This window comes from Amycolatopsis sp. NPDC023774, assembly GCF_040639695.1.
Classification (GTDB): Bacteria; Actinomycetota; Actinomycetes; order Mycobacteriales; family Pseudonocardiaceae; genus Amycolatopsis.
The window spans coordinates 198,114-223,229 of sequence record NZ_JBFAAJ010000010.1; the positions used below are offsets into that span (position 1 = coordinate 198,114).

The 25,116-nt window shown below is 72.1% G+C and carries 24 protein-coding genes and 2 pseudogenes; 8 read left to right on the forward strand and 18 right to left on the reverse strand.

Features of this window, described 5'->3' with window-relative positions; genetic code table 11:
* Window positions 1-38 precede the first annotated feature (38 nt).
* Window positions 39-1,787 (forward strand): proline--tRNA ligase, encoded by a 1,749-nt coding sequence (locus AB0F91_RS22595; RefSeq protein ID WP_360600110.1) that lies wholly within the window; start codon window positions 39-41, stop codon window positions 1,785-1,787.
* Between the two features lie 12 nt (window positions 1,788-1,799).
* A complete protein-coding gene (locus AB0F91_RS22600) occupies window positions 1,800-2,840 on the forward strand; it encodes a hypothetical protein (protein ID WP_360600112.1) in 1,041 nt (346 codons plus the stop codon).
* Between the two features lie 28 nt (window positions 2,841-2,868).
* Here AB0F91_RS22600 and AB0F91_RS22605 read toward each other — a convergent pair.
* The 4 genes and pseudogenes from AB0F91_RS22605 to AB0F91_RS22620 form a co-directional block, all read right to left on the reverse strand.
* Window positions 2,869-3,696: pseudogene (locus AB0F91_RS22605) on the reverse strand (phosphatidylglycerol lysyltransferase domain-containing protein).
* Window positions 3,585-3,941, reverse strand: a complete 357-nt coding sequence (locus tag AB0F91_RS22610) for a hypothetical protein (protein WP_360600114.1) — start codon at window positions 3,939-3,941, stop codon at window positions 3,585-3,587. The pseudogene AB0F91_RS22605 and the gene AB0F91_RS22610 overlap by 112 nt, the downstream one beginning before the upstream one ends.
* Window positions 3,938-4,582, reverse strand: coding sequence for a hypothetical protein (locus AB0F91_RS22615; protein ID WP_360600116.1), 645 nt, complete (start codon window positions 4,580-4,582; stop codon window positions 3,938-3,940). Before AB0F91_RS22615 ends, AB0F91_RS22610 begins: the two co-directional genes overlap by 4 nt.
* Window positions 4,583-5,061: 479 nt before the next feature.
* Entirely contained in the window at window positions 5,062-5,733 is a 672-nt protein-coding gene (locus AB0F91_RS22620; protein ID WP_360600210.1) for a haloacid dehalogenase-like hydrolase, read from the reverse strand.
* Between the two features lie 131 nt (window positions 5,734-5,864).
* On the opposite strand from AB0F91_RS22620, the pseudogene AB0F91_RS22625 reads away from it, so the two are divergent.
* Window positions 5,865-6,871, forward strand: a pseudogene (locus tag AB0F91_RS22625) (ABC transporter permease).
* A 182-nt stretch (window positions 6,872-7,053) separates the two neighbouring features.
* Here AB0F91_RS22625 and AB0F91_RS22630 read toward each other — a convergent pair.
* From AB0F91_RS22630 to AB0F91_RS22660, 7 genes are all read right to left on the reverse strand, one after another.
* Entirely contained in the window at window positions 7,054-7,464 is a 411-nt protein-coding gene (locus tag AB0F91_RS22630) for a secondary thiamine-phosphate synthase enzyme YjbQ (RefSeq protein WP_360600118.1), read from the reverse strand.
* A 12-nt stretch (window positions 7,465-7,476) separates the two neighbouring features.
* Window positions 7,477-8,121 (reverse strand): response regulator transcription factor, encoded by a 645-nt coding sequence (locus tag AB0F91_RS22635; protein WP_360600120.1) that lies wholly within the window; start codon window positions 8,119-8,121, stop codon window positions 7,477-7,479.
* A 19-nt stretch (window positions 8,122-8,140) separates the two neighbouring features.
* Complete coding sequence (locus tag AB0F91_RS22640) at window positions 8,141-9,202, reverse strand: sensor domain-containing protein (RefSeq protein WP_360600122.1); 1,062 nt, start codon at window positions 9,200-9,202, stop codon at window positions 8,141-8,143.
* A complete protein-coding gene (locus AB0F91_RS22645) occupies window positions 9,124-9,411 on the reverse strand; it encodes a hypothetical protein (protein WP_360600124.1) in 288 nt (95 codons plus the stop codon). The genes AB0F91_RS22640 and AB0F91_RS22645 overlap by 79 nt, the downstream gene beginning before the upstream one ends.
* Before the next feature lie 87 nt (window positions 9,412-9,498).
* Window positions 9,499-9,735, reverse strand: a complete 237-nt coding sequence (locus tag AB0F91_RS22650) for a hypothetical protein (protein WP_360600126.1) — start codon at window positions 9,733-9,735, stop codon at window positions 9,499-9,501.
* Between the two features lie 10 nt (window positions 9,736-9,745).
* Entirely contained in the window at window positions 9,746-10,861 is a 1,116-nt protein-coding gene (locus AB0F91_RS22655; protein ID WP_360600128.1) for an acyl-CoA desaturase, read from the reverse strand.
* Between the two features lie 84 nt (window positions 10,862-10,945).
* Window positions 10,946-12,031: an FAD-binding oxidoreductase gene (locus AB0F91_RS22660; RefSeq protein ID WP_360600130.1), complete on the reverse strand. Its 1,086-nt coding sequence runs from the start codon at window positions 12,029-12,031 to the stop codon at window positions 10,946-10,948.
* Between the two features lie 143 nt (window positions 12,032-12,174).
* Between AB0F91_RS22660 and AB0F91_RS22665 the strand changes: the two genes are divergently transcribed.
* Window positions 12,175-12,804 carry a TetR family transcriptional regulator gene (locus AB0F91_RS22665; RefSeq protein ID WP_360600212.1) on the forward strand — a complete coding sequence of 210 codons (630 nt, stop codon included), beginning with the start codon at window positions 12,175-12,177 and terminating at the stop codon, window positions 12,802-12,804.
* A gap of 93 nt (window positions 12,805-12,897) precedes the next feature.
* Window positions 12,898-13,626, forward strand: coding sequence for a lipoate--protein ligase family protein (locus tag AB0F91_RS22670; protein ID WP_360600132.1), 729 nt, complete (start codon window positions 12,898-12,900; stop codon window positions 13,624-13,626).
* A gap of 3 nt (window positions 13,627-13,629) precedes the next feature.
* Here the strand turns inward: AB0F91_RS22670 and AB0F91_RS22675 are convergent, their stop codons facing one another.
* A complete protein-coding gene (locus tag AB0F91_RS22675) occupies window positions 13,630-14,088 on the reverse strand; it encodes an Lsr2 family protein (protein ID WP_360600134.1) in 459 nt (152 codons plus the stop codon).
* Between the two features lie 146 nt (window positions 14,089-14,234).
* Here AB0F91_RS22675 and AB0F91_RS22680 point away from each other — a divergent pair, with 146 nt between their 5' ends.
* Window positions 14,235-15,644 (forward strand): NAD(P)/FAD-dependent oxidoreductase, encoded by a 1,410-nt coding sequence (locus AB0F91_RS22680; protein WP_360600136.1) that lies wholly within the window; start codon window positions 14,235-14,237, stop codon window positions 15,642-15,644.
* A 360-nt stretch (window positions 15,645-16,004) separates the two neighbouring features.
* On the opposite strand, the gene AB0F91_RS22685 is transcribed toward AB0F91_RS22680, so the two are convergent.
* Entirely contained in the window at window positions 16,005-18,560 is a 2,556-nt protein-coding gene (locus AB0F91_RS22685) for a hypothetical protein (protein ID WP_360600138.1), read from the reverse strand.
* A 266-nt stretch (window positions 18,561-18,826) separates the two neighbouring features.
* Here AB0F91_RS22685 and AB0F91_RS22690 point away from each other — a divergent pair, with 266 nt between their 5' ends.
* Both AB0F91_RS22690 and AB0F91_RS22695 read left to right on the forward strand, forming a co-directional pair.
* On the forward strand, window positions 18,827-19,330 hold the full coding sequence (locus tag AB0F91_RS22690; RefSeq protein WP_360600140.1) for a DUF3145 domain-containing protein: 504 nt from the start codon (window positions 18,827-18,829) through the stop codon (window positions 19,328-19,330).
* 31 nt (window positions 19,331-19,361) lie between these two features.
* The gene (locus tag AB0F91_RS22695) at window positions 19,362-19,955 is read left to right on the forward strand and encodes a hypothetical protein (protein WP_360600142.1); all 594 of its coding nucleotides are present in this window, start codon (window positions 19,362-19,364) and stop codon (window positions 19,953-19,955) included.
* Between the two features lie 76 nt (window positions 19,956-20,031).
* On the opposite strand, the gene AB0F91_RS22700 is transcribed toward AB0F91_RS22695, so the two are convergent.
* From AB0F91_RS22700 to AB0F91_RS22720, 5 genes are all read right to left on the reverse strand, one after another.
* Complete coding sequence (locus AB0F91_RS22700) at window positions 20,032-21,282, reverse strand: beta-ketoacyl-[acyl-carrier-protein] synthase family protein (RefSeq protein ID WP_360600144.1); 1,251 nt, start codon at window positions 21,280-21,282, stop codon at window positions 20,032-20,034.
* A 64-nt stretch (window positions 21,283-21,346) separates the two neighbouring features.
* On the reverse strand, window positions 21,347-21,592 hold the full coding sequence (locus tag AB0F91_RS22705; protein ID WP_004559006.1) for an acyl carrier protein: 246 nt from the start codon (window positions 21,590-21,592) through the stop codon (window positions 21,347-21,349).
* 71 nt (window positions 21,593-21,663) lie between these two features.
* Window positions 21,664-22,647, reverse strand: coding sequence for a beta-ketoacyl-ACP synthase III (locus AB0F91_RS22710; RefSeq protein WP_360600146.1), 984 nt, complete (start codon window positions 22,645-22,647; stop codon window positions 21,664-21,666).
* Window positions 22,644-23,567 carry an ACP S-malonyltransferase gene (locus AB0F91_RS22715; RefSeq protein ID WP_360600148.1) on the reverse strand — a complete coding sequence of 308 codons (924 nt, stop codon included), beginning with the start codon at window positions 23,565-23,567 and terminating at the stop codon, window positions 22,644-22,646. The genes AB0F91_RS22710 and AB0F91_RS22715 overlap by 4 nt, the downstream gene beginning before the upstream one ends.
* Before the next feature lie 221 nt (window positions 23,568-23,788).
* Window positions 23,789-25,000: a helix-turn-helix domain-containing protein gene (locus tag AB0F91_RS22720; RefSeq protein WP_360600150.1), complete on the reverse strand. Its 1,212-nt coding sequence runs from the start codon at window positions 24,998-25,000 to the stop codon at window positions 23,789-23,791.
* Window positions 25,001-25,116 lie beyond the last annotated feature (116 nt).

A 25,116-nucleotide genomic window follows, 5' to 3' on the forward strand; every position in this document is an offset into this window, starting at 1 on the left:
CGCTCAGCTTCTCAGTCTCTCAGTGCAGGGAGTCCACCGTGATCACCAGGATGTCGTCGTTGTTCCTCCGCACCTTGCGCGAGGATCCGGCGGACGCCGAGGTACCCAGCCACCGGCTGCTGGTGCGTGCCGGCTACGTCCGCCGGGTCGCCCCGGGTGGTTACTCGTGGCTGCCGCTGGGCCTGCGGGTGCTCCGCCGCGTCGAGCAGGTCGTGCGCGAGGAGATGAACGCGATCGGCGCGCAGGAGATCCAGTTCCCCGCGCTGCTGCCGCGTGAGCCCTACGAGGCCACCGGCCGCTGGACCGAGTACGGCGACAACCTCTTCCGCCTCAAGGACCGCCGGGGCGCCGACTACCTGCTCGGCCCGACGCACGAGGAGCTGTTCGCGCTCACCGTGAAGGGCGAGTACAGCTCGTACAAGGACTACCCGGTCACGCTGTACCAGATCCAGACGAAGTACCGCGACGAAGCGCGTCCCCGCGCCGGCATCCTGCGCGGACGCGAGTTCGTGATGAAGGACTCCTACTCCTTCGACCTCGACGACGAGGGCCTGGAGCGCTCCTACCAGGCGCACCGCGCCGCCTACACCAAGCTGTTCGACCGCCTCGGCCTCGAGTACGTGGTGGTCGCCGCGACGTCGGGCGCGATGGGTGGCTCGGCGTCGGAGGAGTTCCTCGCCGTCGCCGAGACGGGCGAGGACACCTACGTGCGCAGCACGGAGTCCGGCTACGCGGCCAACGTCGAGGCCGTGGTCACGCCCGCGCCGGCCGAGCGCCCGATCGAGGGCCTGCCCGCCGCGCAGGTGCACGCCACGCCGAACACGCCGACCATCGAGTCGCTCGTGGCGTTCTTCAACGCCGCCGGCCTCGGCCGCGAGTTCACCGCGGCCGACACGCTCAAGAACGTGATGTTGAAGGTCCGCCAGCCGGGCGCGAAGGAGTGGGAGCTCCTGGGCGTCGGGCTGCCGGGCGACCGCGAGGTCGACATGAAGCGCCTCGAAGCGTCGCTCGAGCCCGCCGAAGTCGAGCTGCTGGAGGACGCGGACTTCGCGAAGAACCCGTTCCTCGTCAAGGGCTACATCGGCCCGAAGGCGCTGAAGGAGAACGGCGTCCGCTACCTCGTCGACCCGCGCGTGGTCACCGGAACCGCGTGGGTGACCGGCGCCGACCAGGACGGCCACCACGTGCTCGACCTCGTGGCGGGCCGCGACTTCACGCCCGACGGCACGATCGAGGCCGCCGAGGTCCGCGAGGGCGACGCTTCGCCCGACGGCCACGGCACCCTCGTCGCCGCGCGCGGCATCGAGATCGGCCACATCTTCCAGCTGGGCCGCAAGTACACCAACGCGTTCGAGCTCGACGCCCTCGGCCCCGACTCGAAGCCGATCCGCATCACGATGGGCTCCTACGGCGTCGGCGTCTCGCGGCTGGTCGCCGTGCTCGCCGAGCAGAACCACGACACGTCCGGCCTGGTCTGGCCGCGCGAGGTGTCGCCCTACGACGTGCACGTGGTCGTCGCCGGCAAGGACGAGACCATCGCGGCGGGTGCGGAGAAGCTCGTTGCCGAGCTCGACGCGGCCGGCGTCGACGTGCTGTTCGACGACCGCAAGGCCACCCCGGGCGTGAAGTTCGCCGACGCGGAGCTGGTGGGTGTGCCCACGATCCTCGTGGTCGGGCGTGGCCTGGCCAACGGGCTGGTCGAGGTCAAGGACCGCCGCACCGGCGAGCGCGAGGAGATCCCGGTCGACTCCGTCGTCGGCCACCTGGTCAAGCTCATCCGCTCCTGACGGCGCATACCGGTGGGGCTCTTCGGCCGCTCCGGCCGCGAGGACGACGGCGGCTACGAGGACAACGCCGCCCTCACCGGCGTCGGCGGGTACGAACCCGCTGACGCACCCGGCTTCCCGGCCGCCGGCTACGGCACGGGCTCCCCGGTTTCCGGGCCGCCCGCCGCCGAGCCGGTGGCCGAACCGGGGCGCGATCCGCGGTCGGCGCACAGCGAAAAGGCCGACGGAACTCCTTGGTACGCCGAGGATCCCGCCGTCACCGGGCACGCGCCGCGCGCGGAGCCCCAGCGCATCCGGCCGCCGCGCCGTCCACCCACGCGGTTGAAGCGGCGGCCGTCGCGGGCGCTGTGGATCCTCGTGGCCGTGATCGCCCTCGGGGTGGCCGCGGTGAACTTCTTCGGTGCCGCCCGTCACCACCCGGCGAGCCCGTCGCCGCGGGGCCCGGTCACCTTCCGGCCCGAACCGCACGTCGTCGTGCCCGCGGTGGTCGACGGCTGGTCCTCCGTGGCCGCGCGCGACGGCAGCTTCGCCTACGACGTCCCGCCGAGCTGGACTCCCGAACCCGGCGTGGTCCACGGCTGGGACGGCACGGCGACCTCGCCGGGGATCCTGCTCAGCACCACGGCGTCCGTGGGCCGCGGCTACTGCGGCAGCGACAGCCGCCACGGCGGGTCCGGGGTCACGACGGAAGACGGCGGCAACGCCGAAGCCGCCGCGCGCAAAGCCGTCGGCGACCTCGTCGGCAGTGTCTACGACCCGGGCGCGAAGGTGACGTACGCGCCGGCGCAGGACGCGACCGTGCAGCTCGAAGGCACAACCCGTCCCGCCCGGGTGGTGCTCGCCGACGTCACCCAGGACGGCACCGGCGCCTGCACCCAGAAGCACGTCACCGTCGGCGCGCTCGCCTTGGCCACCGCGACGCAATCCGTGGTGCTTCTCGTCTACACCGACGACGCCACCAGCCGCGCCGACGTCGTCCGCCTGCTGCGGAGCTACCGCGGCGTGCCGGCGGCCGACCGGTCCACGACCACTCCGCCGCCGACCACGCGCTGACGCCGCAACGCCAGCTTCGCGAAGTCCGTCAGCCCAGCCCTTTGCAGGTACGCACGCCCGAGCGCGAGGCCGATGCGCGGCAGGTCGGCCTCGTCGTGGTAGCCCAGGTACAGCGGCTCGCGCCGCGCTGGAACTTCGCGTTGACCGCGTGCAGCGAGCGCAACCAGCAGTACGGCTCCATCCGCGCGCCCACCGCGTCGAGCACCCGGTCCACCGCACGCGCCGGCGCGGAGCCACGGCTGCGCACGAGCGGCGCGCCGGGGAGCGAGACGAACCACGTGCCCTCCTCGCGCAACGCCAGGCACGCCGAGGTGATCAAGAACTCCATCACCGGGTCAGAACCCGCTCGGCCGGCGGCGCATCACGTCGAGCGTCCACCCGCCGACGGTGCCCGAGCCCGTGTGCACCGGCAGCCACGACGTGATGCCCTCGACCGTTCCCGACGCGTCGATCGCGAGCCCCACCGTGTCGCCGGGTCCATCGCCTCGGCGACACCGCCGAGCGTGAACCCCATCTCCGGCAGGCCCTTGTCGCCGATCCACTCCTGCGACAGCACGCGCACCTGCTCGCGGATCGCCGGCGGCTGATCGACCAGGCGCACCAGCCGTGACTCGATGCCGTCCTTGCGCGCCTTGATCAGCGCCGAACGCACGTCCTGCCCGGCTGTCCCGCGGAACTCCAGGTTCTCGAGATCGACGAGCGTGTCCTCCGCGACCTGCACCTGCTGCCAGTCCGGCTCGCGCGTCACGCCGACGGTGGCGGCCGTCGCAGAGAAACGCACAGCACCAGACCGGAGTTGTCGCACATCTGCCGGGACGCGCCATCGGAGGCGACGGAGTACGCGTTCTGCGGCCACGTCGTCATCCACGCGATCGTGCTACCTCCGTTGCGCCCCAGCAGAAGCCGGGCGAAACTGCCGTCCGGTCCGCCGCGCAGCGGCTTGCGGCGACGCCGGCGTGAGGGCACGCGGAACGCGCCGCTCGCCGCGATCAGCAGCACCAGCTCGACCGTCCACAAGAGATCGGCCACGAAGAGAAGCGATAGCCCGTGGCTGTCGTACTCGGCACGCACGAGCTGCGCCACGGCCGGCACCCCGCTCACCACGAGCACCTGCGACACCGCGAACACACACGGCCCACGGCCCAGCGCCACGCGACGCGCGAGCCGCGGCGCAGGCCGTTGAGCATCGGCACCACGAGCACACCCGTGACGAGAACCTCCGGTGCCGACGGGGAAACCGCGTCGGCCGGGCCGAACGGGCCCTCGCCGGGAACGAGCCACATGACCACTACGGCCACGGTGAGCAGCAGCAGTCCCGCGCCCGCCAGGAGGCGCCACTCGCGCACGTCCGACCGCACCGGTTCGCGCAGCCGCGCCTTGCCGGCCAACCGGGGGCCGAGCGCAGGGCCGGCACCAGCGCGAAGAAGTGCACGAGATCCGCGAGCGTGCCGACGTACACGGTGGTGACGCCCGCGGACCCACACAGCCCGGCGCGCAGCCGCAGCCGCCACGGCGCGCGGCGTCGCGCTGGCCACGGCGATGGCCGGGAGGGTGCCGCCGGAGAAGCCGACGTCGAGGGCGGTCGCGATGTGCGCGGCCCACGTCCAGCCGCAATGGCGGCACAGCGCGAGGAACTGGATCGCCGCCGCGGCCAGTTGCCCGCCGACGGTCACCAGGGTCGTGCGGCGCGTGCCGAGCTGCCACTCCGCGAACCCTGTCAGCAGCGCGAAAGTGCGGGCCATCGGCAGATAGAACAGCGGCGCAGCGCGAAGAACGGGCCGGTCGCCGGCGTCCACCAGCGGCTGTGTTCCAGCGACGGCAAACCGAAGGAGTAGTAGGCGAAGGACGGCTGGTGCTCGGCGGCTTGCCACAGCGTGCCTGCCGCTCGCGACCCCGGCAACGAGGATCGCGAGCACGACGGTGGTGGTGAACGGAAGGCGGCGCCAGAGCACGGCGAACCGCTCGCGTCTCGGCCTTCCGGCCGCCCGCCCGCGTCGCCCGCGCCGGCACCGCGGGCGGTCCCCGCCGCCGGCGATGCGGTCGTCTTGATCCGAGTCTTGCGTCCGGGCCTCAAGGCGACATCCTTACCCCGGAGGGAAAACCTTGACCCGATGGCGGATGCGGGCTCAGGGAACACTGCCCGAGCAGCGGCGGGATCCCGCACGGCGGCCTGGGCGCGCGCCGAAACCCCCGTGCGGGGCGAAAACAGGGGTTGGGCCGCTCAGCCGAGCACGGCCTTGCGCACCGAGTCGAGGTCGGCGAGATCGGGCAGCACCGTGTGGGCACCCGAGGCCGCGAGCTCTTCGGCGCTGTAGTGCCCGGTGGCGACGGCGACCGCGACGGCACCGTTGTCGAGGGCGGCCTTCACGTCGTTCGGGGTATCGCCGATCACCACGATGTCGCCGGGCGCGAACGCCGTGCCGTGCTTGGCGGCCGCCGCGGCCACGGCGTGGGGGACGAGGTCGGGCCGGTGCGCCGAGAGCGAGCCGTACCCACCGATCTCGAGCTCCAGGTGCTCGTCGAGGCCGAACGCGGCGAGCTTGTGCAGCGAGATCTCCGGCAGGTTGCCGGTGACGAGCGTCTGCACGGCGCCGTGGCCGGCCATCGCGGCCAGCGCCGCCGCCGCGCCGTCGAGCGCCCGGCCGGCCTCGTGCAGCGTGGCGCGGGCCTCGTCGGCCACGGCGATCAGCTCGCTCCAGAGGCGCTGGATGTTCTCCTCGGTCGCCTCGATGCCGTGCGTGGTGAGGATGTCGGCGGTGATCGCACGCTCGGTGCGCCCGCCGTAGTCGGGGTGGGTGCGCAGCTCGGTGCCCATGGCCGTGAGCGCCGTGGCGTACCAGCTGCTGCCGACGCCCGTGAGGTCCACGAGCGTGTGGTCGATGTCCCAGAGCACCAGCCGGTGCGCGTGCGTCGTCGTCACGGCCGTGAGGGTACCGGCGGAAGTATTCAACGTCTGTTGACTTTCTGGAGGGCGCGACTTCATTGGTCATAATTCAACATAGGAAGAATTGCTGGGAGGCGGTCATGCCGGCTGCTGCCCGACGCCCCGTGGGTGCGTTCGCCCTGGTCGCGGTGCTGGCGGGTGCGCTCGCCGCTGTGGTGCTGGGGTCCTGACCTTCGGGGCGCAGGCCACGGTCGCGCCCGATCGCGTGCCCGTCGCCGTTTCGGCGCCCCCACCGGTGGCCGGGCTGGCGCGCCAGATCACCTCCTACGGCGGCACGCAGCTCGACTGGCGCGTCGCCGATCCGGCCGTGGCCCGGAACGTGTTGGCGGACAAGGAGGTCTACGGAGTCCTGGAGCTCCGTCCTGGCCCGGCCGCCACCGTCGTGCTCTCCGGCGCGGTGAACCCGGCAGGCACGCAGGTGGCGCAGCAGGTTCTCGCGGGTGCGGCCCGGTGGCTGCCCGGCGAGCCGCGGCTCGAAATGCTGCACCCGGCGAGCGTCGCGGGCCGGATCGTGCCGCCGGCCGCCAGCGCGCTCGCGTGGCTGGGCTCGCTCGTCGCCGGTGCCGTCCTGGTGCGGCTCAGCGCCGGCCGGCGCGTCAGTGTTCCGGTTCGCCTGGCGCAGGTGCTGGGCAGTGGCGTGCTGGTGACGGGCGTGCTCGTGGGCTTCGCCGCCCTGTGGGACTCGACGTTGCCGCTGACCTGGGACGTGCTCGGCTTCCTGTTCCTCACGGTCATCTCGTTCGCCGCGCTGCAAGCCGGTCTGCTGCGGCTGCTCGGTCTGCGAGCCCTGGCCATCCTGGCGCACCTGTGCCTCGTGGCGCCCGCGGTGGCCGGGCAGGTGCCCGAGTTGCTCAATCCGGCCTACCGCGCGCTGCTGTGGTCGTGGACGCCGTTCCGCTTCTCGACCGAAGGCCTGCGCAGCCTGCTGCAGGGCGTACCGGACGCCCCGGACGTGACGACGGGCTTCTGGACCCTGACCGGGCTGCTCGCGGTCGGCCTGGCCCTGGCACTCTGGCCGCGCCGCCCGCGGCCCGAGCCACCCGAACCGCAGCCCACGGCACGGCGCATCGAGGTCGCGACCGGCTGATATCCGGCGCCGCCACCCATCTCACCCTGCCGAGGCGCCCACCAGCGAGTTCGCGTCGGCTTCGGGATGGGGCGGTGCGATCGACCCCCGGCCGATCCGAGCGCCCCATCCGGAAGCCGGCTCAATGGCGATCTCGCCGCCCCGGCTCCGCCGGGGCCAACGACACAGGCGGGGCAGACAAGTCAGCCGCAAAGAAAACTGAAGCGAATCTTGCGCACGGCGTTGTCGACGTTGGTGTCGACGAGGCAGATCGACTGCCAGGTGCCCAGCGCGAGCACGCCGCCCAGCACGGGGATCGTCGCGTACGGCGGTACCAGCGCCGGCAGCACGTGGTCGCGGCCGTGGCCCGGGCTGCCGTGGCGGTGCCGCCAGCGCGCGTCGCGGGGGAGGATGTCCTCCAGTGCGGCGAGCAGGTCGTCGTCGCTGCCGGCGCCGGTCTCGAGGATCGCGAGGCCGGCCGTCGCGTGCGGTACCCAGACGTGCAGCAGGCCGTCGGTGGCGTCGGCGTCGCGCAGGAACTGCTCGGCCTCGTGGGTCAGGTCGTGCACCACGGCGGTGTTGCCCGTGTGCACTTCGAGCTCGGTGGAGTACATACCGACAGCGTCTCAGACACCCAGGTAGCGGAGCACCGCCAGCACCCGGCGGTTGTGGCCCTCCGACGGCGGCAGGCCCAGCTTGGCGAAGATGCTCGTCACGTACTTCTCCACGGAGCCCGCCGAGAGGAACAGGTCCGCGGCGATGGCGGAGTTGGACCGGCCCTGCGCCATCAGGTCGAGCACTTCGCGTTCGCGGGCGGTCAGCTCCGCGAGCGGGCCCGACCGGCCGGTGGCGGCGAAGAGCTGGCGCACGACTTCGGGGTCCAGCACCGTCTCGCCGGCCGCGACTCGGCGCAGCGCGTCGAGGAAGTCGGAGACCTCCGCGACGCGATCTTTCAGCAGGTAGCCGACGGCGCCCGCCTGGTCGGCGAGCAGCTGCTTGGCGTACTTCGTCTCCACGTACTGCGAGAACAGCAGGATGGCGCAGCCGGCCAGCTCCTCGCCCAGCTCGATCGCCGCGCGCAGGCCCTCGTCGGTGTGCGAAGGCGGCATGCGGATGTCGACCACGGACACGTCGGGCCGGTGCGCGCGCACGGCCGCTCGCAGCTCCGCGGCGTCCTTCACCGCCGCGACGACGTCGTGGCCGCGCAGGCCCAGCAGCTCGACCAGGCCCTGGCGCAGGATGGTCGAGTCCTCGGCGATCACGATCCGCATGCGTCCCCCTGCCGCCAGCCTAGCGAGGCAGGGGGACTTCGGCCGTGACCACGGTCGGGCCGCCGGGCGGGCTCGCCACGGTCAGCTCGCCGTCCACCGGCCGCAGCCGCTCCGCGATCCCGGCCAGCCCGCCGCCGGGCACCACCGCCGCGCCACCGGGACCGGGGTCGGTGACGGTCAGACGCAGTACGTCGTCGTGCTCGTCGATCCGGACGGTGCAAGGCTTTCCTGAGTGTTTCGCCACGTTCGTCATCAGCTCCGCGGCCGCGAAGTACACCACTGCCTCCAGCGACGGCGGCGGGCGGCGGCCCAGCCGCACGGACACCGTCGCGGTCATCCCGGCTGAACTGGCCACAGTGGACAGTGCGACGTCGAGTCCCTTGTCCAGCGCGGCCGGGTGGATGCCGCGCGCGAGGTCGCGCAGCTCCACCAGAGCCTGCTTGGCGTTGCCGTGCGCGGTCTCGACGAGTGTGCGCACCTGGTCGAGGTCGACGGTGTCCGTGGCCAGCTCTTCCTTGGCCAGTCCCAGTTTCATCGCCATCGCGACGAGCTGCGCCTGGGCCCCGTCGTGCAGGTCGCGTTCGATGCGGCGCAACCGCTGCGCCGCGTCCTCGAGCGCCGTCGCCCGCGTCTCCTCCAGGAACCGCAGGCGCTGCAACAGCCCGGGCCCGGACAGCAGCAGCCGCCCGAGCTGCCGATCGAGGAGCGCCAGCGCGTGCACGACCCACGGCAGGGCGGCCAGCGCGATCACACCGCCGACCGCCCACAGCACCGTGCCCGGCCACGTGCGGCTGACGATGTTGTAGACCGGCAGCACGTCGCGCGTGAAGAACCACAACGCCGGGTAGCTCGCCGCCGCGACGCCGAACACCAGGAGCGACCCGGCCACGGCGAACCCGGCGAACGAGATCGGGACGCGAAGCACGAGGTACGCACCCGCACGCCATGCGTGCCGGTCGCCGAGCCGCGCGACCAGCCAGTGCCACAGCCCGGGCCGCAGGGTCACCGGCGCCGGTGCGCGCAGCGGTGCGTCGAGCAACACGCCCGCCAGCCGCCGGTGCAAGCCCCCGAGCAGCCGCATCCTCGCACGACCCCCGCCAGCACCAGCAGCCCCAGCCCGAGCGGGCTCAAGGCGACGCCGATCGCGAGCCCGGCGAGCACGACGACGAGCGCGAGCGGCGACAGCACCCCGGCCGCCACCAGCCACGCCGCTTCCGCCCGCGTCTGCAGCGGCGGCCCGGGCCACCACCCGCGCCGCGGCGTGCGCGCGTCCGCGGCCCGAGAAGTCATGCCCCGAAGTCTGCCCGCCACAAGGCCGGCCGACCACCGGGTTCGCCCTGGACCGGGTGGGGGATTTCCCCCGCCCGGCCCGGCACGTCAGTGTTCTTCGGGACGCTGCTCGGCTGGGTGAGCGGTGTGGCCACGGGCGTTGTCCTCGCGGGCTCGTTGCGAGGCTTCGCTCATCTCGATCACGTCGGTGAGCCAGCTGCCGGTTTCGCGCGCGATGTCGCGTACGGCGCCGGTGATGATCGTCGCGATCGCCCCGATGTGGGTGGCCGCGGATTCCGTGAGCTCCTGCACCGTGTCCTTGCCGCTTTCGAACTGACCCACCATGTGAGGTTCCTCAGGCTGCTCGGAGTTGCCGGTCGGGATCCACCGTAACCTCCGGGCCGCCCGAAGGCGTTCCGGGAAGCGCCAGCTTCACGATCTTCTTGGCCACCGACCACAGCTGCTTGCGCAGCGGCCCGGTGTTGTACGGCAGGCCGTAACGCTCGCAGATCTCGCGAACCTCGGCCGCGATCTGGGGGTAGCGCCGCGCCGGGATGTCGGGGAACAGGTGGTGCTCGATCTGGTGCGAGAGGTTCCCCGAAAGGATGTGGAACAGCGGGCCGCCGGTGATGTTGGCCGAGCCGAGGATCTGGCGCAGGTACCACTGGCCCCGCGACTCGAAATCGGTCTCTTCCTGGGAGAAGCTCTCGACGTCGGCGGGGAAGTGGCCGCAGAAGATGATCGCGAACGCCCACAGGTTGCGCACGAGGTTCGCGCTCGCGTTGCCGACCAGCGTCAGCGGCGCGAGCGGGCCCGTCAGCAGCGGGAAGAGCACGTAGTCCTTGCCGATCTGGCGCGCGGCCTTGCGCACGATCTTGCGCAGCACCGGCACGTTTTCTGCCCACGTGCGCTCGCCCTTGAAAACCCGCTCGATTTCGAGGTCGTGCAGCATCACGCCCCACTGGAACAGCAGGGCCAGCAGCGTCGCGTACACGGGGTTGCCGAGGTAGTACGGGTGCCACTTCTGGGCCGCGTCCATCCGCAGGATGCCGTAACCGATGTCACGGTCCTTGTCGAGGATGTTCGTGAACGTGTGGTGCAGGTAGTTGTGGGAATGCCGCCAGTTCTCGGCGGGCGCGACGTTGTCCCATTCGAAGCGCTGCGAGCTCAGCTCCGGGATCCGCGTCCAGTCGTACTGGCCGTGCATCACGTTGTGGCCGATCTCCATGTTGTCGAGGATCTTGGCCAGCGACAGCGCCGCGACGCCGGCGACCCAGGCGGGCGGCAGGAAGCCGGCGAACAGCAGCCCCCGCCCGGCGACCTCCAGCCCGCGCTGGGTCTTGATGATCGTGCGGATGTACTCGACGTCGGCCTCGCCGAGGTCGTCGACGACGCGCCGGCGCAGCGCGTCGAGCTCGCGGCCGAACTCCTTGATCTGCTCCGGCGTGAGGCGGTCCTGAAGTCCTGTCATGGCGTACCTCCTGTGTCTTGCGGGACACCCGCACCCGGTCGGGCGTCGCGATCGGGCGGGGCATGGTGTGCGTCACGCCGACGCTCAGGCGTTGATCTCGACGTCCCCGACCGGGACGCTGATGCAGAGCTGGATCTCTTCGTTCGCTTCGCCGGAGACCTCGCCGGTGCGGGCGTTGCGCACGCGCCCGGCGGTCTTCACCTGGGTGCAGGAAAAGCAGATGCCCATGCGGCACCCGTGCTCCGGCGACAGGCCCGCGGCCTCGGCCTGCTCCAGCAGCGGCATGCCCGAGTTGGCGCATTCCCGGCCGCTGCGCGCGAACCGCACGGTGCCCTCGGCCGCGCTCGTGTCGAAGACCAACGGTGGTGCCGTGAATTCTTCGGTGTGCAGTCGTTCACCGAGGCCTTCAGCCTCGAACAGTTCGCGGGCCGAGTCCATGAGCGGTTTCGGGCCGCAGACGAACGTCTCGGCGTCGCGGAACCACGGCGCGGCCCGCTCCAGGTGCTGCTTCGAGAAGAACCCGTGCAGGTCGCCGCCCCGGCCGTGGGTGTACGCGTGGACCACCCGGAACCCGCGGTGGCGCTGGGCGAGCCCGGCCAGCTCGGCGCGGTAGAGCACGTCGTCGGCGGCGTTGGCGTAGTGCAGGAACACGACCTCGCCGCGGTGCCCCTCGGCGACGAGCCGGTGCGCCATCGCGAGCACCGGCGTGATGCCGCTGCCGCCGCTGACCAGCACGATCCGCTCCGGCCGCGGCGAGGGCAGTGTGAACTCCCCGCCCGCGGCGGAGAGCCCGAAGACCGTCCCGACGCGAGTGGTGGCGTGCAGGTGGCGCGACACGAGGCCCTGCGGATCGGCCTTCACGGTGAACTCGAGGTCGCCGCCACCCGGCCCGCACGGCGAGTAGCAGCGGGTGCGCCGGACGCCGTCGATCTCCACGGTCAGGCGCACGTACTGCCCGGCCTCGAAGCCCTGCCACGCGCGGTTCGGGCGGACGGTGAACGTGACCGTGTCCGGCGTCTGGTGCCGGACGTCGACGACGCGGCCGCGGATCTCGCGCCGGACCAGCATCGGATCGAGTAGTTCCAGGTAGCGGTCGGCGCCGTGCGGGGTGAGCAGGGCCTCGGCGAGCGAGGCGAGCCCGCGCAGCCGCTGCGGGAGCAAAGCTGTCATCACGCCCTCCGAGTTTGAGTGCACATCTGTACACTCGCTAGTGTGGGGGCACGGCCCGGGTGGCTGTCAACGCGGGAGCGAGGTGATGTGACGTGGACCATCCTGAAGGGGTCAGTACGCTGCCGGACGTGTCCCAAGCGGAGATGCCGGCGGCGGTGAGCCGGCAGGAGCGCAAGCAGCGCACCCGCCAGGCGCTGCTCGACGCCGCACTGGAGCTGCTCGCCGACCGCGGGTTCGGCAGCCTGTCGCTGCGTGAGGTCACCAAGCACGCGGGCATCGTGCCCACCGCGTTCTACCGGCACTTCACCTCGATGGACGAGCTCGGCGTCGCGCTGGTCGAGGAGACCACGCGCACGCTGCGCGGCATGATCCGCTCCGCTCGCACCGAGCCCGTGAGCCACCACGGCATGATCGACGCGTCCGTGCGCACGCTGTACGAGCACGTGCGAGCGCACGAGGACCACTTCCGATTCGTCACGCGCGAGCGCTATGCCGGCACCGGCCCGGTGGCGCGCGCCATCGGCGTGGAGCTGCGGCTGTTCTCCAGCGACCTGGCCATCGACCTCGCCCGCTTCGACCACCTGCGTGAGTGGCCCACTGAAGACCTCCACGCGCTGGCCGACCTCATTGTCACGGCCATGCTCGCGACGGTCGTCGACCTGCTCGACGTCCGCCACGGCGACCGCGAAGCCGACGAACGCACGTTGGAGCTGGCCCGCAAGCGCCTGCGGATGATCCTCGTCGGCGTGCCGCACTGGCGTCCGTCCGCCTAGCCGAGAGCCGACGCCCGGGAGCTACGATCTCGTCGACCAGCCTGTTCTTCGGGGACGCCGGATCTTCGGCGGGCGAGGTCGCGGAGGAGCGCTGTGGACACCGTGTCGGACGTGCGTGCGGAGTTCAGCGACCCGGCGGAGAACCTGGCGTTCGACGAGGCGCTGCTGCGGGAAGGCCCGGCCGCGCCGGTGCTGTGGCTCTGGCGCAATCCCGTGAGCGTGGTCGTCGGCCGCGGGCAGAAGGTGGCGCGCGAGGTGCGCGTGGCCGAGTGCGAACGTGACGGCGTGCCGGTGCTGCGCCGGGCCAGTGGTGGCGGCACGGTGTTCCACGACCCGGGCAACCTCAACGTCACGCTCGTGCTGCCCGGCCCGGCCGACCGGCCTCTGGAGATGCTCGGGCTGGTGATGTCGGCGGCCGTCGAGAAGCTCGGCCTGCCGCCGCGGCTCGGTGAGCGCGGCCTGTTCGTGGGTGATGCGAAGCTGTGCGGGTTCGCGGTGTTCCGGACCAAGAACGGGCTGCTGGCTCACTCGACGCTGCTGATCGACACCGATGCCGCGCGCGTCGGCGCCTACCTCACCGGGCCGCCGCCGGACCCGAAGCCGCTCGACTCGCACCGCAGCAAGGTCGCCGCGCTGGTCGACCACGGCGTGCGCCCGGCCGAAGGCGAGGTGGAGTCGGTGGTGCGCGCCGCCGCCGCCGGGCTGCTCGGCCCGCTCGTGCCGCGGCCGCCGACGGACGCGGAGCTCGAGCGGCAGCGCGTGTTGCTGGACACGCGCTACCACTACGACGGCTGGCACGCGGACGGCAAACAGCGCCGGTGAGCGCTATTCGCCGGCGGAGAACGTGACGGCGGGGATCTTCTTCACCGGACGTCGGGCCGGCTTCGGCTCAGTGGTCTTCACCACGGCTTTCGGGTCCGCGGTCGCGTTTTTCACCGGCTGAGCCTGCTTGGCCCGCGTGGTCTTCGGCGCCGGTTCGGCCTGCTTGGCCGGGCGGGCCGGCGTCTTCACCGCTGCGGCGGCGCGCCTGGCGGGCTTGGCCTTCGGCGGAACTTCCTGTGGTTCCACGGCTTTCGCCCCCGCCACCATCCGCGGTCGCTGCTTGCGCCCACCCGTCCGACGGCCGTTCGTCACATACGGATCGAAGATTTCCCGCAGTGCCGCGGCGTTGTGGGCGGAGAGGTCGATCTCGTAGTCGAGCCCGTCGAGGCCGAAGCCCACCGTCTCGGCGGCGGGTTCGCCGGTGAGGTCGTCCAACACGTGGACGGCGGTGTTCTTGGCCATGCGAAAGCCCTCCGTGCTCGATCGTGGTCGTGCGTGCAATCGGCACGGCGACGACCCGGTCACCCGGTATCGCCGATTTCTTGCAGCTCGTGGAAGAGGATAACGGCTGGCTTGCGTGAAGCCGCGCGGTGGTGTGCGCTGAACCCATGTCAGAACAGACTTTCGACGTCGTGGTGCTCGGGGCCGGCCCGGTCGGTGAAGTCGCCGCGGAACGCGCCGCCAGAGGCGGGTTCAAGGTGGCGCTCATCGACCACGAGTTGTTCGGCGGTGAGTGCTCGTACTGGGCGTGCATTCCGAGCAAGGCGTTGCTGCGCCCGGGGAACCTGCTCGCCGCGGCCAAGCGCATGCCGGGGGTGGTGGTCGGCGACGCGCTCGACCCGGCGCAAGTACTCGCCCGCCGGGACTCGTTCACCGGCCGCGACGACCCGCAGGGGCAGGACCACGGCCAGGTGGACTGGGCGCGCGGGGTCGGCGTCGAGCCGATCCGCGGCCACGGTCGGATTTCCGGTGAACGGGAGGTGACGCTGTCCGACGGGCTGGTGCTCACCGCGCGCCACGGCGTGATCGTCTGCACCGGCAGCGTGCCGCACCACCCGCCGATCCCCGGCCTCGACACGATCAAGCCGTGGGGCTCGCGCGACGCGACGTCCTCGTCGGCCGTGCCCGCGCGGCTCGGCGTGCTGGGCGGTGGCGTCGTCGGCGTGGAGATGGCGCAGGCGTGGGCGCGACTGGGTGCGCAGGTGCACCTGATCATCACGGGCGAGCGCCCGCTGCCGCGGCTGCCGGAGTTCGCGGGCGACCTGGTGCTCGCCGGCCTGCGCGCCGACGGCGTGACCGTGCACACCGGCTCGGGCATCGACAAGGTGTCCGCTGTGGACGGCGGCGGCGCCTCGCTCAAGCTCACTGGCGGCGAGGACCTGGTGGTCGACGAGTTGCTGCTGGCCACGGGCCGCGTGCCCGCGACCGGCAACGTCGGGCTTGAGGTCCTCGGCCTGCCCACGGAAGGCCCGCTCGAGGTGGACGAGAGCGGACGCGTGTCCGCCGTGGACGGTGGCTGGCTCTACGCCGCCGGCGACGTGACGGGCCGCGCGCTGCTGACCCACCAGGGCAAGTACGCCGCCCGCGTGGCCGGCGACAGCGTCGCCGCGCGCGGCCGCGGTGAGGACATCTCCACCGCGCCGTGGAGCCGCTACAGCGCGACCGCCGACCACCACGCCGTGCCGCAGGTCATCTTCACCGACCCCGAGGTGGCCTCCGTCGGCCTCACAGAGGCCCGCGAGGGCTCGGCCGACCGCGTCGTCGACATCGACATCGCGGTCGCCGGCTCGGCGCTGTCCGCCGACGGCTACACCGGCAAGGCCCGCATGGTCGTCGACACCGACCGCGGCGTGGTGCTGGGCGTCACCTTCGTCGGCCAGGACGTCGCCGAAATGCTGCACTCCGCGACGATCGCCGTCGTGGGCGAAGTTCCCCTCGACCGCCTGTGGCACGCGGTCCCCGCGTTCCCGACGATCAGCGAGGTCTGGCTGCGGCTGCTGGAGGCTTACGGCCTGTAGGCAGGGCTGGGTGAAAGTGGCGGGTCCCCGGTGATTGCCGGGGACCCGCTGGGTTGCGTGGTCTGGGGTGTTTCGGCGGCCACGTGCGGTTGTGCGGTGGCGGTGCGGTGTGGGGGCGGTTTGCTGTGCGAAGGCGCTGGGTTCGGGGTGGGTGGTGGTTCGGCAGGCAGGATCACCGCGGGTGCGTCGTGGGTTGCGTGGTCTGGGGTGTTTCGGCGGCCGCGTGCGGTTGCCCGGGGGCGGTGCGGTGTGTGGCGGTTCGCTGCGGGCCGGGTTTGGCTGTGGGGCGGGCAGGGACGGCCCGCGGGCGGGAGCGGCCGGCGCGACTTCGTGTGCCGGTCGCCAGGGGGTCGGCTGCGGTCAGGCGGGCATGACGATCGCGAGGGCGCCCTGGGCGGCGCGGGTGAGGCCGGGGTCGTCCGGAGTGGACGGACCGGACTGCCACACGACCTGCACCAGCCGGACGCCGTTGCCGTCGAGTTTGCTGGCGTAGGCGGCGCTGTCGAACTGCGGGGGCGGGCCCGGCCATTTGCCGGTCTCGGTGGCGACGTCGAGGATGCCGCCGCCGCCCGGGGTGTCGGCGACCTGTTTGAAGTGCGTGGCCTGGGCGGCGTCGGGGAACTGGACCACGGCCATCGTCACGGCGGCGGCGCGCCCGTCGACCAGGGCCGTGTAGCTGGCGCGGCTGACGGCGGAGCAGCTCGTCTGCTGCAGGCTGGCCTGCACGTCTCCGAACGCGTGCGACGCGCACCGCTGATCCGAACTGCTCGCCCGCGCTTCGAACGACAGGCTCGGCGCCGCGCTGCTCGCGGGCGCGCTGCTCACGGCCGCGGGCGGCGGCACCGGGCGTGCGCTCGAGCTGGGCGCCGGAGCGGCCTCGCCGCCCCCGCCACCGCCGGTCGCCGCCACGACGATCGCCGTCACCAGAAGGATCGCCAGCAAGCCGATCGCGGCCACCGGCACCCAGCGCACGGTCCGCGACTGCTCCTTCTCCCGCGGCGGCGCACCGCCACCCGCGGGCACCTCCACCGACCCGGAGGCCGACGGAGCCGACGACACGGCCCTCGACGGGCTCGCTCCGGTCACGCTCGCCGTGGCACCTCGCCGAGCTGCCGGCGCGGGCGGCTTGCCACCGGCGTTGGTGCCGACCACGGCGGGCTTGCCGCCAGGACCGACTGCGGCCTTGCCCCCAGCAGCGACAGAAGACTGTCCGGCCGGAGCGACCGGCGGCTTGCCACCAGCGAACTCGGGAGACGTTCCCCCAGCAGCGAGAGGCGACTTAGCACCGGCGAAGTGGGGAGACGTTCCACCAGGACCGACAGGAGGCTTACCGCCGGCAGAGACAGGAGACGTTGAACCAGCGGAGACCGGCGGCTTTCCACCGGGCGTCGCAGGGGGAGTGCCAGTCGGCCCGCCGTGGCCATTCCCCGGCGGGGCCGGCCTCGGCGCAGGCGCCGCTCGCTGCGCAGCCGGCCGTTGCCCACGCTGATTCGGCCCACTCTGCTTCGGTGACGTCATCTTCTCCGTCGCCGCCGACTCCAACGAATCACCCCGGCCACCGCCTGAAGTGGACGGACCGTTCGCCTCCGCGCCGGGGAACCTCGGCGCGGCAGTGGACTCGGTCGGCCCGTCGGTGAGAGGAATCGCCTGCTCAGGCTCGGTGATCGACTCCGCGGCGGCCGGCGAACCAGCCGTACCCGCCGCAGCGGGGAAGGTCGCGTTGCCGGGCTGATCCGCCGACGCAGCCGATTCCTCGGCCACGGCAGGCGAGGCGGAGTCGCCCGGCGCGCCGGGGAAGGTCGGTGGGGTGGTGGACTCCGTCGGGGCGTCGGCGAGGTGGATCGCCGGGTCCGGCTCGGTGCCGGTGGTTTCCGCCGCCGCCGGGGGGACGGCCGCGGGGAAGGGCGGAGTGGCCGAAGTGGACGAGCCTGGTGCCGCCGTTGATGGGGTGGGTGCGGTGGCGAGGTGGCTGGCCTGGTCTGGAACAGCGGCCGGGGGAGTGGCCGAAGTGGACGAGCCTGGTGCCGCCGTTGATGGGGTGGGTGCGGTGGCGAGGTGGCCGGTCTGGTCTGGAACAGCGGCCGGGGAAGTGGCCGAAGTGGACGAACCGGAGAAAGCCGGTGCCTCGGCCGGAATGCCCGCCAGGGAAGGCGTGGCGACGTGCGGCACGGGCCGGGTGGTCGGGATGACCGGCGGTGGCGGCGGCACCGAGGTGATGCGCGTGCGCTGCGCAGGCTTCGACACACCGGAAGCAGGAGCAGGAGCCGAAACAGGAGCAGGCACCACTGCAGGAACCGGCGGATCGTCCGTGTACCGGACGAACCCCTCACCCAGCAGTACCTCGTCCGACATCGCCGGCGCGTCCGGCGCCAGCGCACCGATCAGCGCCCGCGCCTGGTCCAGCGACCGCGGGCTCCGCGCCGTGGCCAGCGACACCGTCGCGGCCAGCATGGTCGTCGGCGTCGGGTGCAGCACGCGCACCGGCCCGGCGAGGTCCGCGGGCGGCTGGTCGACCGTTTCGACGTACGGCCCGACCGCCACGATCGTGCCCACCGGGCCGGAACCCGGCGCCAGCTCGGCGATGCGGCGTTCGCATTCGGCCGAGAGGTCCAGGGCTTCGGTGGCGGGGTTGACGGCCTCGTCCCCGTGGACCAGTGGCCAGCCGTCGGCCTTCCACGGGCCACCGAGGGGCGCTTCGAGGCGCAGCGCGGGGTCGGGCAGGTCGACACCGATCACGATGAGCACACCTTTCGGTAGCACCACCACGGCCTCGACGGCGCGCTCGCCGCCGGCCGGGCGGGCGCCGATCAGGGCCACGCCACCGATCACGGTGCTGCCGCGGCCGAGGGAGGCCAGTGCCGCCCGCACATCCTCGGCGACGCGCGATGGCTGCTGCCCGAGGCGGACCAGTCGCACCGAAACCCTCCTCACCTCGTCCGTTTCGCGGCCCACGCTAGCGTGCCGACCCCGCAGATCCGTGCTACACGCGGACGCGTCGGCGAGCCTCCCTCCTCAAGGAGGGACTCCCATGCGACTTGTGGTGTTCGTGTGGCCAAACGGCACGGTTGGGGTGCAGAATGTGCTACACAGATCGGGGAGTGGCATGGAAGGCCCACAAGCCGAAGCGAAGCTCGAGAGGTCGTAGGGGAAGACGTCCCTCGTCGAGCAAGCGGAGGTCAGCAGTGAGCACTCGTGGCAACACCCGAGGCGTGGTGTACGTCCACTCGTCGCCGTCTGCGGTGTGTCCGCACGTCGAGTGGGCTATTTCGGGCACCCTCGGGGCCCGAGTCGAGCTGAAGTGGACGGCGCAGCCCGCCAGTCCCGGACAGCTGCGTGCCGAGTGCGGCTGGCGCGCGCCTTCCGGTACCGCGGGCAGACTGGCCTCGGCGCTCAAGGCGTGGCCGATGCTGCGCTTCGAGGTCACCGAGGAACCCAGTGCCGGTGTCGACGGCGAACGGTTCTGTTTCGCGCCAGGACTGGGCCTGTGGCACGGCCGGACCAGCGCCAACGGCGACATCGTGGTGGGTGAGGACCAGCTGCGTGCCCTCGTGAGCATGACCCGTGGCGGGGAGTCCCTGGCCCACAAGCTGGATGAGCTGCTCGCGGCGAGCTGGGACGAGGCGCTCGAGCCCTACCGCCACGCCGGCGACGGCGCTCCTGTCACGTGGCTGCACCAGGTCGGGTGACGCCCGCGGGCGGGTGGGTACCCTCTCGGGGGTGATCGCTCGTCCGCCCGCACCCGCCCGCCAGCGGTGGCTGGTACCCGTCCTCGTCGTGGTGTTGTCGATCACCGTCGGCGGTGGCCTGCTCGCGCGCGAGCTGTACCGCCGCCCGGTGGTCGACACCGCCGGCTCCATCGTCCCCACGACGCCGACGCCGGTGGACAAGAACGACCAGCCCGGCCCCGGTGACGTCAAGGTCACCGACGACGCCGCCCGGCACCCGGAGGGCGAAGCCGTGCGCACCGTGCTGCAGGACTACTTCGACGGCATCAACCGCCACGACTACGACCAATGGACGCGCTCGGTCAGCAACGCTCGGATCGCGGACAACCCCCGCACGAAGTGGACGAGTGATTACAGGTCCACGAAGGACGGCAGCATCCTGCTGTACCGCATCGAACCCGGCGCCGGCTCGTCGCTGCGAGTGCTCGTGGGCTTCACCAGCACGCAGTCGTCCAACGAGGCACCGGAAGCGCTCAAGGAGGGCTGCATCCGGTGGCGCCTGGTGCTGCCGATGATCCTCGAAGGCGGCGGGTACAAGATCGACACCGTCACCGGCGGAACCTTGCCCGAACAAGAGAAATGCTGAACCAACCTTGGTCCGGACAACGAATCAGGGCCCCTCCCACGACGGGAGGGGCCCTGATTCGTTGCGGTGGAACCGATCAGGCGGCCGGTGTGAACAGCAGGGCGGTGTTGTGACCGCCGAAGCCGAACGAGTTGCTGAGCGCCGCGGTGAGCTCGACCTTGCGGTTCTCGCCCGACACCACGTCGAGCTGCACCTTCGGGTCGAGGTCGGTGAGGTTCAGCGTGGCGGGCACCACGCCTTCGTAGATCGCGAGGATCGTGGCGATGCCCTCGACCGCGCCGGCACCGCCGACGAGGTGGCCGAGCGCGCCCTTCGGAGCGGTGACCACGGCGTGGTCGCCCACGGCCTTGCGGATCGCCGCCGCCTCGCCGATGTCACCGACCACAGTGGACGTCGCGTGCGCGTTGACGTGACCGACGTCCGCCGGGGACAGGCCGGCCATGCTCATGGCCGCCCGCATCGCCGCGATCTGCCCGATGCCTTCCGGGTGGTTGCCCGTGATGTGGTAGGCGTCGGACGTGATGCCGTAGCCGGCGAGCTTCGCGTAGATCCGCGCACCGCGCTCCCTGGCGAGGTCGGCCCGCTCCAGCACGACCACCCCGGCGCCTTCGCCGAGCACGAAGCCGTCGCGGCCGGCGTCGAACGGCCGGGACGCGGCCGCCGGGTCGTCGTTGCGGGTCGACACCGTGCGCGCCTGGGCGAAGCCCGCGAGGGTGATCGGGTGGATGCACGCCTCGGTCCCGCCGGCGACCACGACATCGGCCCGGCCGGAGCGGATCATCTCGTAGCCGGTGGCGATGCCCTCGGCGCCGGAGGCGCAGGCCGAAGCGGGCGAGTGGACCCCCGCTCGCGCCTTGAGGTCGATGCTCACGTGCGCCGCCGGCCCGTTGGGCATCAGCATCGGCACGGTGAGCGGCGACACCTTGCGGAGCCCCTGCTGGTGCAACAGGTCGTTCTGGCTCAGCAGCGTCATCGGGCCACCGACACCGGTGCCGATCGACACGCCAAGGCGTTCCGGCTCGACGTCGGTGTGCTCGTCGGTCTGCTCCGCGAACCCCGCGTCGGCCCAGGCCTGGCGGGCGGCGATGATCGCCACCTGCTCGCACCGGTCCAGCCGGCGGGCCTGGACCCGCGGCAGGACCTCGGACGGATCGACGGCCAGCGTCGCCCCGATCTTCACGGGCAGGCCGAGTTCCTCGACCCAGTCCGCGGTCAGCGGGCGGATGCCGCTGCGGCCGGACAGCAGGCCGTCCCAGGTGGACGCGACGTCCCCGCCGAGGGGCGTGGTCGCCCCCATACCGGTGATCACGACGTCGATGTTGCTCATGGGAGTCTCCACAAGGTCTCGGCTCCGGACCGGGGAGCATCCCCGGCCCGGGTACGGAGAGGACTTACTTCGAGTTGGCGGACACGTAGTTCACCGCGTCGCCCACGGTCTTCAGGTTGGCGAGCTCGTCGTCCGGGATCTTGACGCCGAACTTGTCCTCGGCCTGCACGGCGATCTCGACCATCGACAGCGAGTCGATGTCCAGGTCGTCCACGAACGACTTCTCGGCGGTGACGTCGTCCTGAGCCACACCGGCCACCTCTTCGACGATCTCGGCGAGGCCGGCGAGGATCTCAGCGTTGTCAGCCATTGGAGTTGTTCCCTTCTCGGTTCTTCTACAGGTCCACCTCGCGGGCACAGCGCCCGCGAGGGAAGTATCCATCAGGGGCAGACGAAGGCCTGCCCGGCATACGAGAGCCCGGCGCCGAAACCGATCGCCAGCACGACGTCGCCCGGCTTCGCGGTACCGGCCTTGCGCATGTGGTCCAGCGCCAGGGGGATCGACGCCGACGAGGTGTTGCCGGAGTACTTGATGTCGTCGGCCACGACCATGTCCTCGCGCGCGCCGGCGGCGCGCAGCTTCTTCGCGATCGACTCGACGATGCGCAGGTTGGCCTGGTGCGGGATCAGCACGTCCACATCGGACGGTTGCAGGCCCGCGGCCTCCAGCGCGCGCATCGCGATCGGCGCGATCTTCGTGGTCGCCCACCGGAAGACCGACTGGCCCTCCTGGTAGATCCACTTCTCGTCGCGCATGTAGATCAGGTCCACGAGGTCGCCCGCGCTGCCCCACACGACCGGGCCGATGCCCGGCTCGTCGGAGCCGCCGACCACCGCGGCGCCCGCGCCGTCGGCGAAGATGATCGCGTTGGCGCGGTCGGTCGGGTCCACCACGTCGGTGAGCTTCTCGGCGCCGATCACGAGCACCTTCTTCGCGGAGCCGGCGCGGATCAGGTCCGACGCCACGCCGAGGCCATAGCAGAAGCCGGCGCACGCGGCGTTGATGTCGAAGGCGCCGGGGCTCGGGATGCCGAGCCGCGCGGCGACCTGGCCGGCCGCGTTCGGGATGGGCGAGGGCATCGTGCAGTTCGGCAGGATGACCGTGTCCACTTCGGACGGGTCGACGCCCGCGTCTTCCAGCGCGGCGGTGCCGGCGGCGACGGCGAAGTCGACGAGCAGCTCGTCCTTGTTCCCGAAGCGGCGCTCGATGATGCCCACGCGCTCGCGGATCCACTGGTCGTTGGTGTCCATGAGCTGGGAGAGGTCGTCGTTGGTCACGACCCTCTCCGGCTGGTGGCTGCCGACGCCGAGGATCCGGGTGCTGGTGGGGCCCGTGCTCTGGCGCAGGCTGGGACGGTCGGTCACTGGGCGTCCTCCTCGCGCAGCTTCGCCAGCTCGGCCGGCGTCTTCAGCGCGGTGGTTGTGGTGACGACGCCCTTGAGCTGGCGCTTGACCAGGCCGGTCAGCGTGCCCGCGGGCGCGAGTTCGACGGTGCTGCTCACGCCGAGCGACACGAGGCCGTCCATCGTGAGGTCCCAGCGCACGGGCCGGGTGACCTGCGCGACGAGCCGCTCCAGGTACTCGGTGCCGCTGGTGACCACGGTGCCGTCGGCGTTCGACAGCAGCGGGCGCGTGGGGTCGGCCGGGGTGAGGCCGGCGGCGTGCTCGCGAAGGGCGTCTTCCGCCGGCGCCATGTACGGCGTGTGGAAGGCTCCCGCGACCTTGAGCGCACGGATCTTCGTGCCCTCCAGGGGTTCGGCGACGATCCGCTCGATGGCGTCGGCCGCGCCCGAGGCGACGATCTGGCCGGCGCCGTTGCGGTTGGCCGCGGCCAGCCCGTGCTCTTCGAGCCATGCGACGACCTGCTCGGGGTCACCGAGCATCACGGCCGCCATCGACGTCGGCTCCAGCGCGCAGGCCTTGGCCATCTCGGCGCCGCGCACCGCGGCCAGCGCCACGGCGTCGGCTGGGGTCAGCACCCCGGCGATCGCGGCGGCGGCGAGCTCGCCCACGGAGTGGCCGGCCACCGGCGCGTCGTCGGCCACCGGCGCCACCTGCTGCAGGCGCTCGAACGAGAGCAGCGAGAGCGCGACGATCAGCGGCTGCGTGACCGCGGTGTCCTGGATCTCCTCGGCGTCGCCTTCCGTGCCGAGGCGGACGAGGTCGAGCCCGGCGCGGGCGGACCACTCCTCGACGCGCGCGCGTGCGCCGTCGGTCTCGAGCCACGGGGAGAGCATGCCGGGGGTCTGTGAGCCCTGGCTGGGGGAGAGGACTGCTGCTGTCACGTCGTCTATGACACCACGGGCAGGGGTGCGCACCCAGATGCGGGCGGTCACCAAGTCCGTGCGGGGTTATTGGAGGAAACCTCCAAAGACGCGCGGTGGAACCTTGCCCTTAACCCAAATGCCTTGTGGGATTCAACCATCGCTTGCCGTGAAGTCCGTCACGGGACCGGTGTCGCGCGCGGGCGGGTCACGCGGAGTCACCGCCGGGGCCGGCACCAGCGTCACCAGAGGCCGCGGGCGCGGGCCAGCCGGCCCACGGTGAGCGCGGCCCGGAGCACGAACGCGTCGCGCGGCTCGGTCGGGTTGCGGCCGGTGAGCTCCGCGGCCTTGCGCAGCCGGTACCGCACGGTGTTGGGGTGCACGAACAACGTCTGCGCGCACCGTTCGAGCACGCCACCGCTTTCGAGGTAGGTCTCAACCGTGCGCTGCAACGCGGGGCCCGCCTCCTCCAGCGGCCGCGCGACGAGCTCCACCAGCAGGCGCTCGGCCTCGGGATCACCTGAAAGCGCGCGCTCGGGCAGCAGGTCGTCGGAGCGGACGGGCCGCGGCGCGCCCGGCCAGCCGACCACCGCACGCAGGCCCGAAAGCGCTTCGGCCGCGCTGTGGTGCGCTTCGGCGAGCGACGGCACGGTGGGACCGGCGACCACCGCCCCATCAGCGAACACCGCCGACATCCGCGAGAGCGTTTCGCGTTCCTTCACGCCGCCTTCGGTCGGACCGCCGATCACGATCACCAGCCGTGAGCCCTGCACCGACAGCAGCACGGGACGGCCGACGCGGGCCGCGCGGCTGCGGACCTCGAACACCACCGTCGGCGGGTCCTCCGAAGGCGGATTGCCCACGATCACGGTCGCGGCCGAGGCGGGGTCCCAGCCGAGCGCGGCCGCGCGCGAGAGCACGGCTTCCTCGGCGTCGCCACGCACGATGCCGTCGACGACGAGCGCTTCCAGCCGCGCGTCCCACGCGCCGCGCGCCTCGGCCGCCGCGGCGTAGGAGTTGGCCGCGGCGAACGCGATCTCCCTGCCGTAGCGCAGGATTCCCTCGATCAGCGCCGCGCGTTCGGCCTCGTTCGCGGCGAACTCCGGCAGCTGCTCCTCGAACTGCTCGATCGCGAGCCGCACCATGCTCACGGCCTGGCGCAGGCTGATGTAGCGCGACAGCTCGGCGGGCGCGTCGCGGAACGCCTCGGTGGTGAGCTTGAGCGCTTCCTTCGAGTCGCGCAGCCAGTCGACGAACCCCGCCGCGCCCGCCTGCGTGATCAGCAGCACGCTGGCGCGCTGGTCGGCGGGCAGCCGCCCGAACCACACCAGTCGGCGTTCCATCACCGCGACGCTCGCGCTCGCGAGCCGCCCCGAGGCGTGGTCGAGCGAGCGCAGCGTCTTCGCCGACAGCCCGTGGTGCTTGGGGACCCGGCGCCCCGTCGTCTCTGCCATTCGTTCCGATCCTCCACGGGAATCCTAGTTGGACATTCGGTCGGCAACTTTCGGCGGCGGACACGCAACCGGGGGCGCTATGCACCGTCCAGCGGGAACTCTACGATCCGTAATCG

Coding starts and splice junctions, on each gene's coding strand:
- AB0F91_RS22615 (WP_360600116.1), bottom strand. CDS start 4,582: ATGGCCCGCACTTTCGCGCTGCTGACAGGGTTCGCGGAGTGGCAGCTC.
- AB0F91_RS22630 (WP_360600118.1), bottom strand. CDS start 7,464: ATGTACTCCACCGAGCTCGAAGTGCACACGGGCAACACCGCCGTGGTG.
- AB0F91_RS22635 (WP_360600120.1), bottom strand. CDS start 8,121: ATGCGGATCGTGATCGCCGAGGACTCGACCATCCTGCGCCAGGGCCTG.
- AB0F91_RS22640 (WP_360600122.1), bottom strand. CDS start 9,202: ATGCGGCTGCTCGGGGGCTTGCACCGGCGGCTGGCGGGCGTGTTGCTC.
- AB0F91_RS22645 (WP_360600124.1), bottom strand. CDS start 9,411: ATGACTTCTCGGGCCGCGGACGCGCGCACGCCGCGGCGCGGGTGGTGG.
- AB0F91_RS22650 (WP_360600126.1), bottom strand. CDS start 9,735: ATGGTGGGTCAGTTCGAAAGCGGCAAGGACACGGTGCAGGAGCTCACG.
- AB0F91_RS22655 (WP_360600128.1), bottom strand. CDS start 10,861: ATGACAGGACTTCAGGACCGCCTCACGCCGGAGCAGATCAAGGAGTTC.
- AB0F91_RS22660 (WP_360600130.1), bottom strand. CDS start 12,031: ATGACAGCTTTGCTCCCGCAGCGGCTGCGCGGGCTCGCCTCGCTCGCC.
- AB0F91_RS22665 (WP_360600212.1), top strand. CDS start 12,175: ATGCCGGCGGCGGTGAGCCGGCAGGAGCGCAAGCAGCGCACCCGCCAG.
- AB0F91_RS22675 (WP_360600134.1), bottom strand. CDS start 14,088: ATGGCCAAGAACACCGCCGTCCACGTGTTGGACGACCTCACCGGCGAA.
- AB0F91_RS22680 (WP_360600136.1), top strand. CDS start 14,235: ATGTCAGAACAGACTTTCGACGTCGTGGTGCTCGGGGCCGGCCCGGTC.
- AB0F91_RS22700 (WP_360600144.1), bottom strand. CDS start 21,282: ATGAGCAACATCGACGTCGTGATCACCGGTATGGGGGCGACCACGCCC.
- AB0F91_RS22705 (WP_004559006.1), bottom strand. CDS start 21,592: ATGGCTGACAACGCTGAGATCCTCGCCGGCCTCGCCGAGATCGTCGAA.
- AB0F91_RS22720 (WP_360600150.1), bottom strand. CDS start 25,000: ATGGCAGAGACGACGGGGCGCCGGGTCCCCAAGCACCACGGGCTGTCG.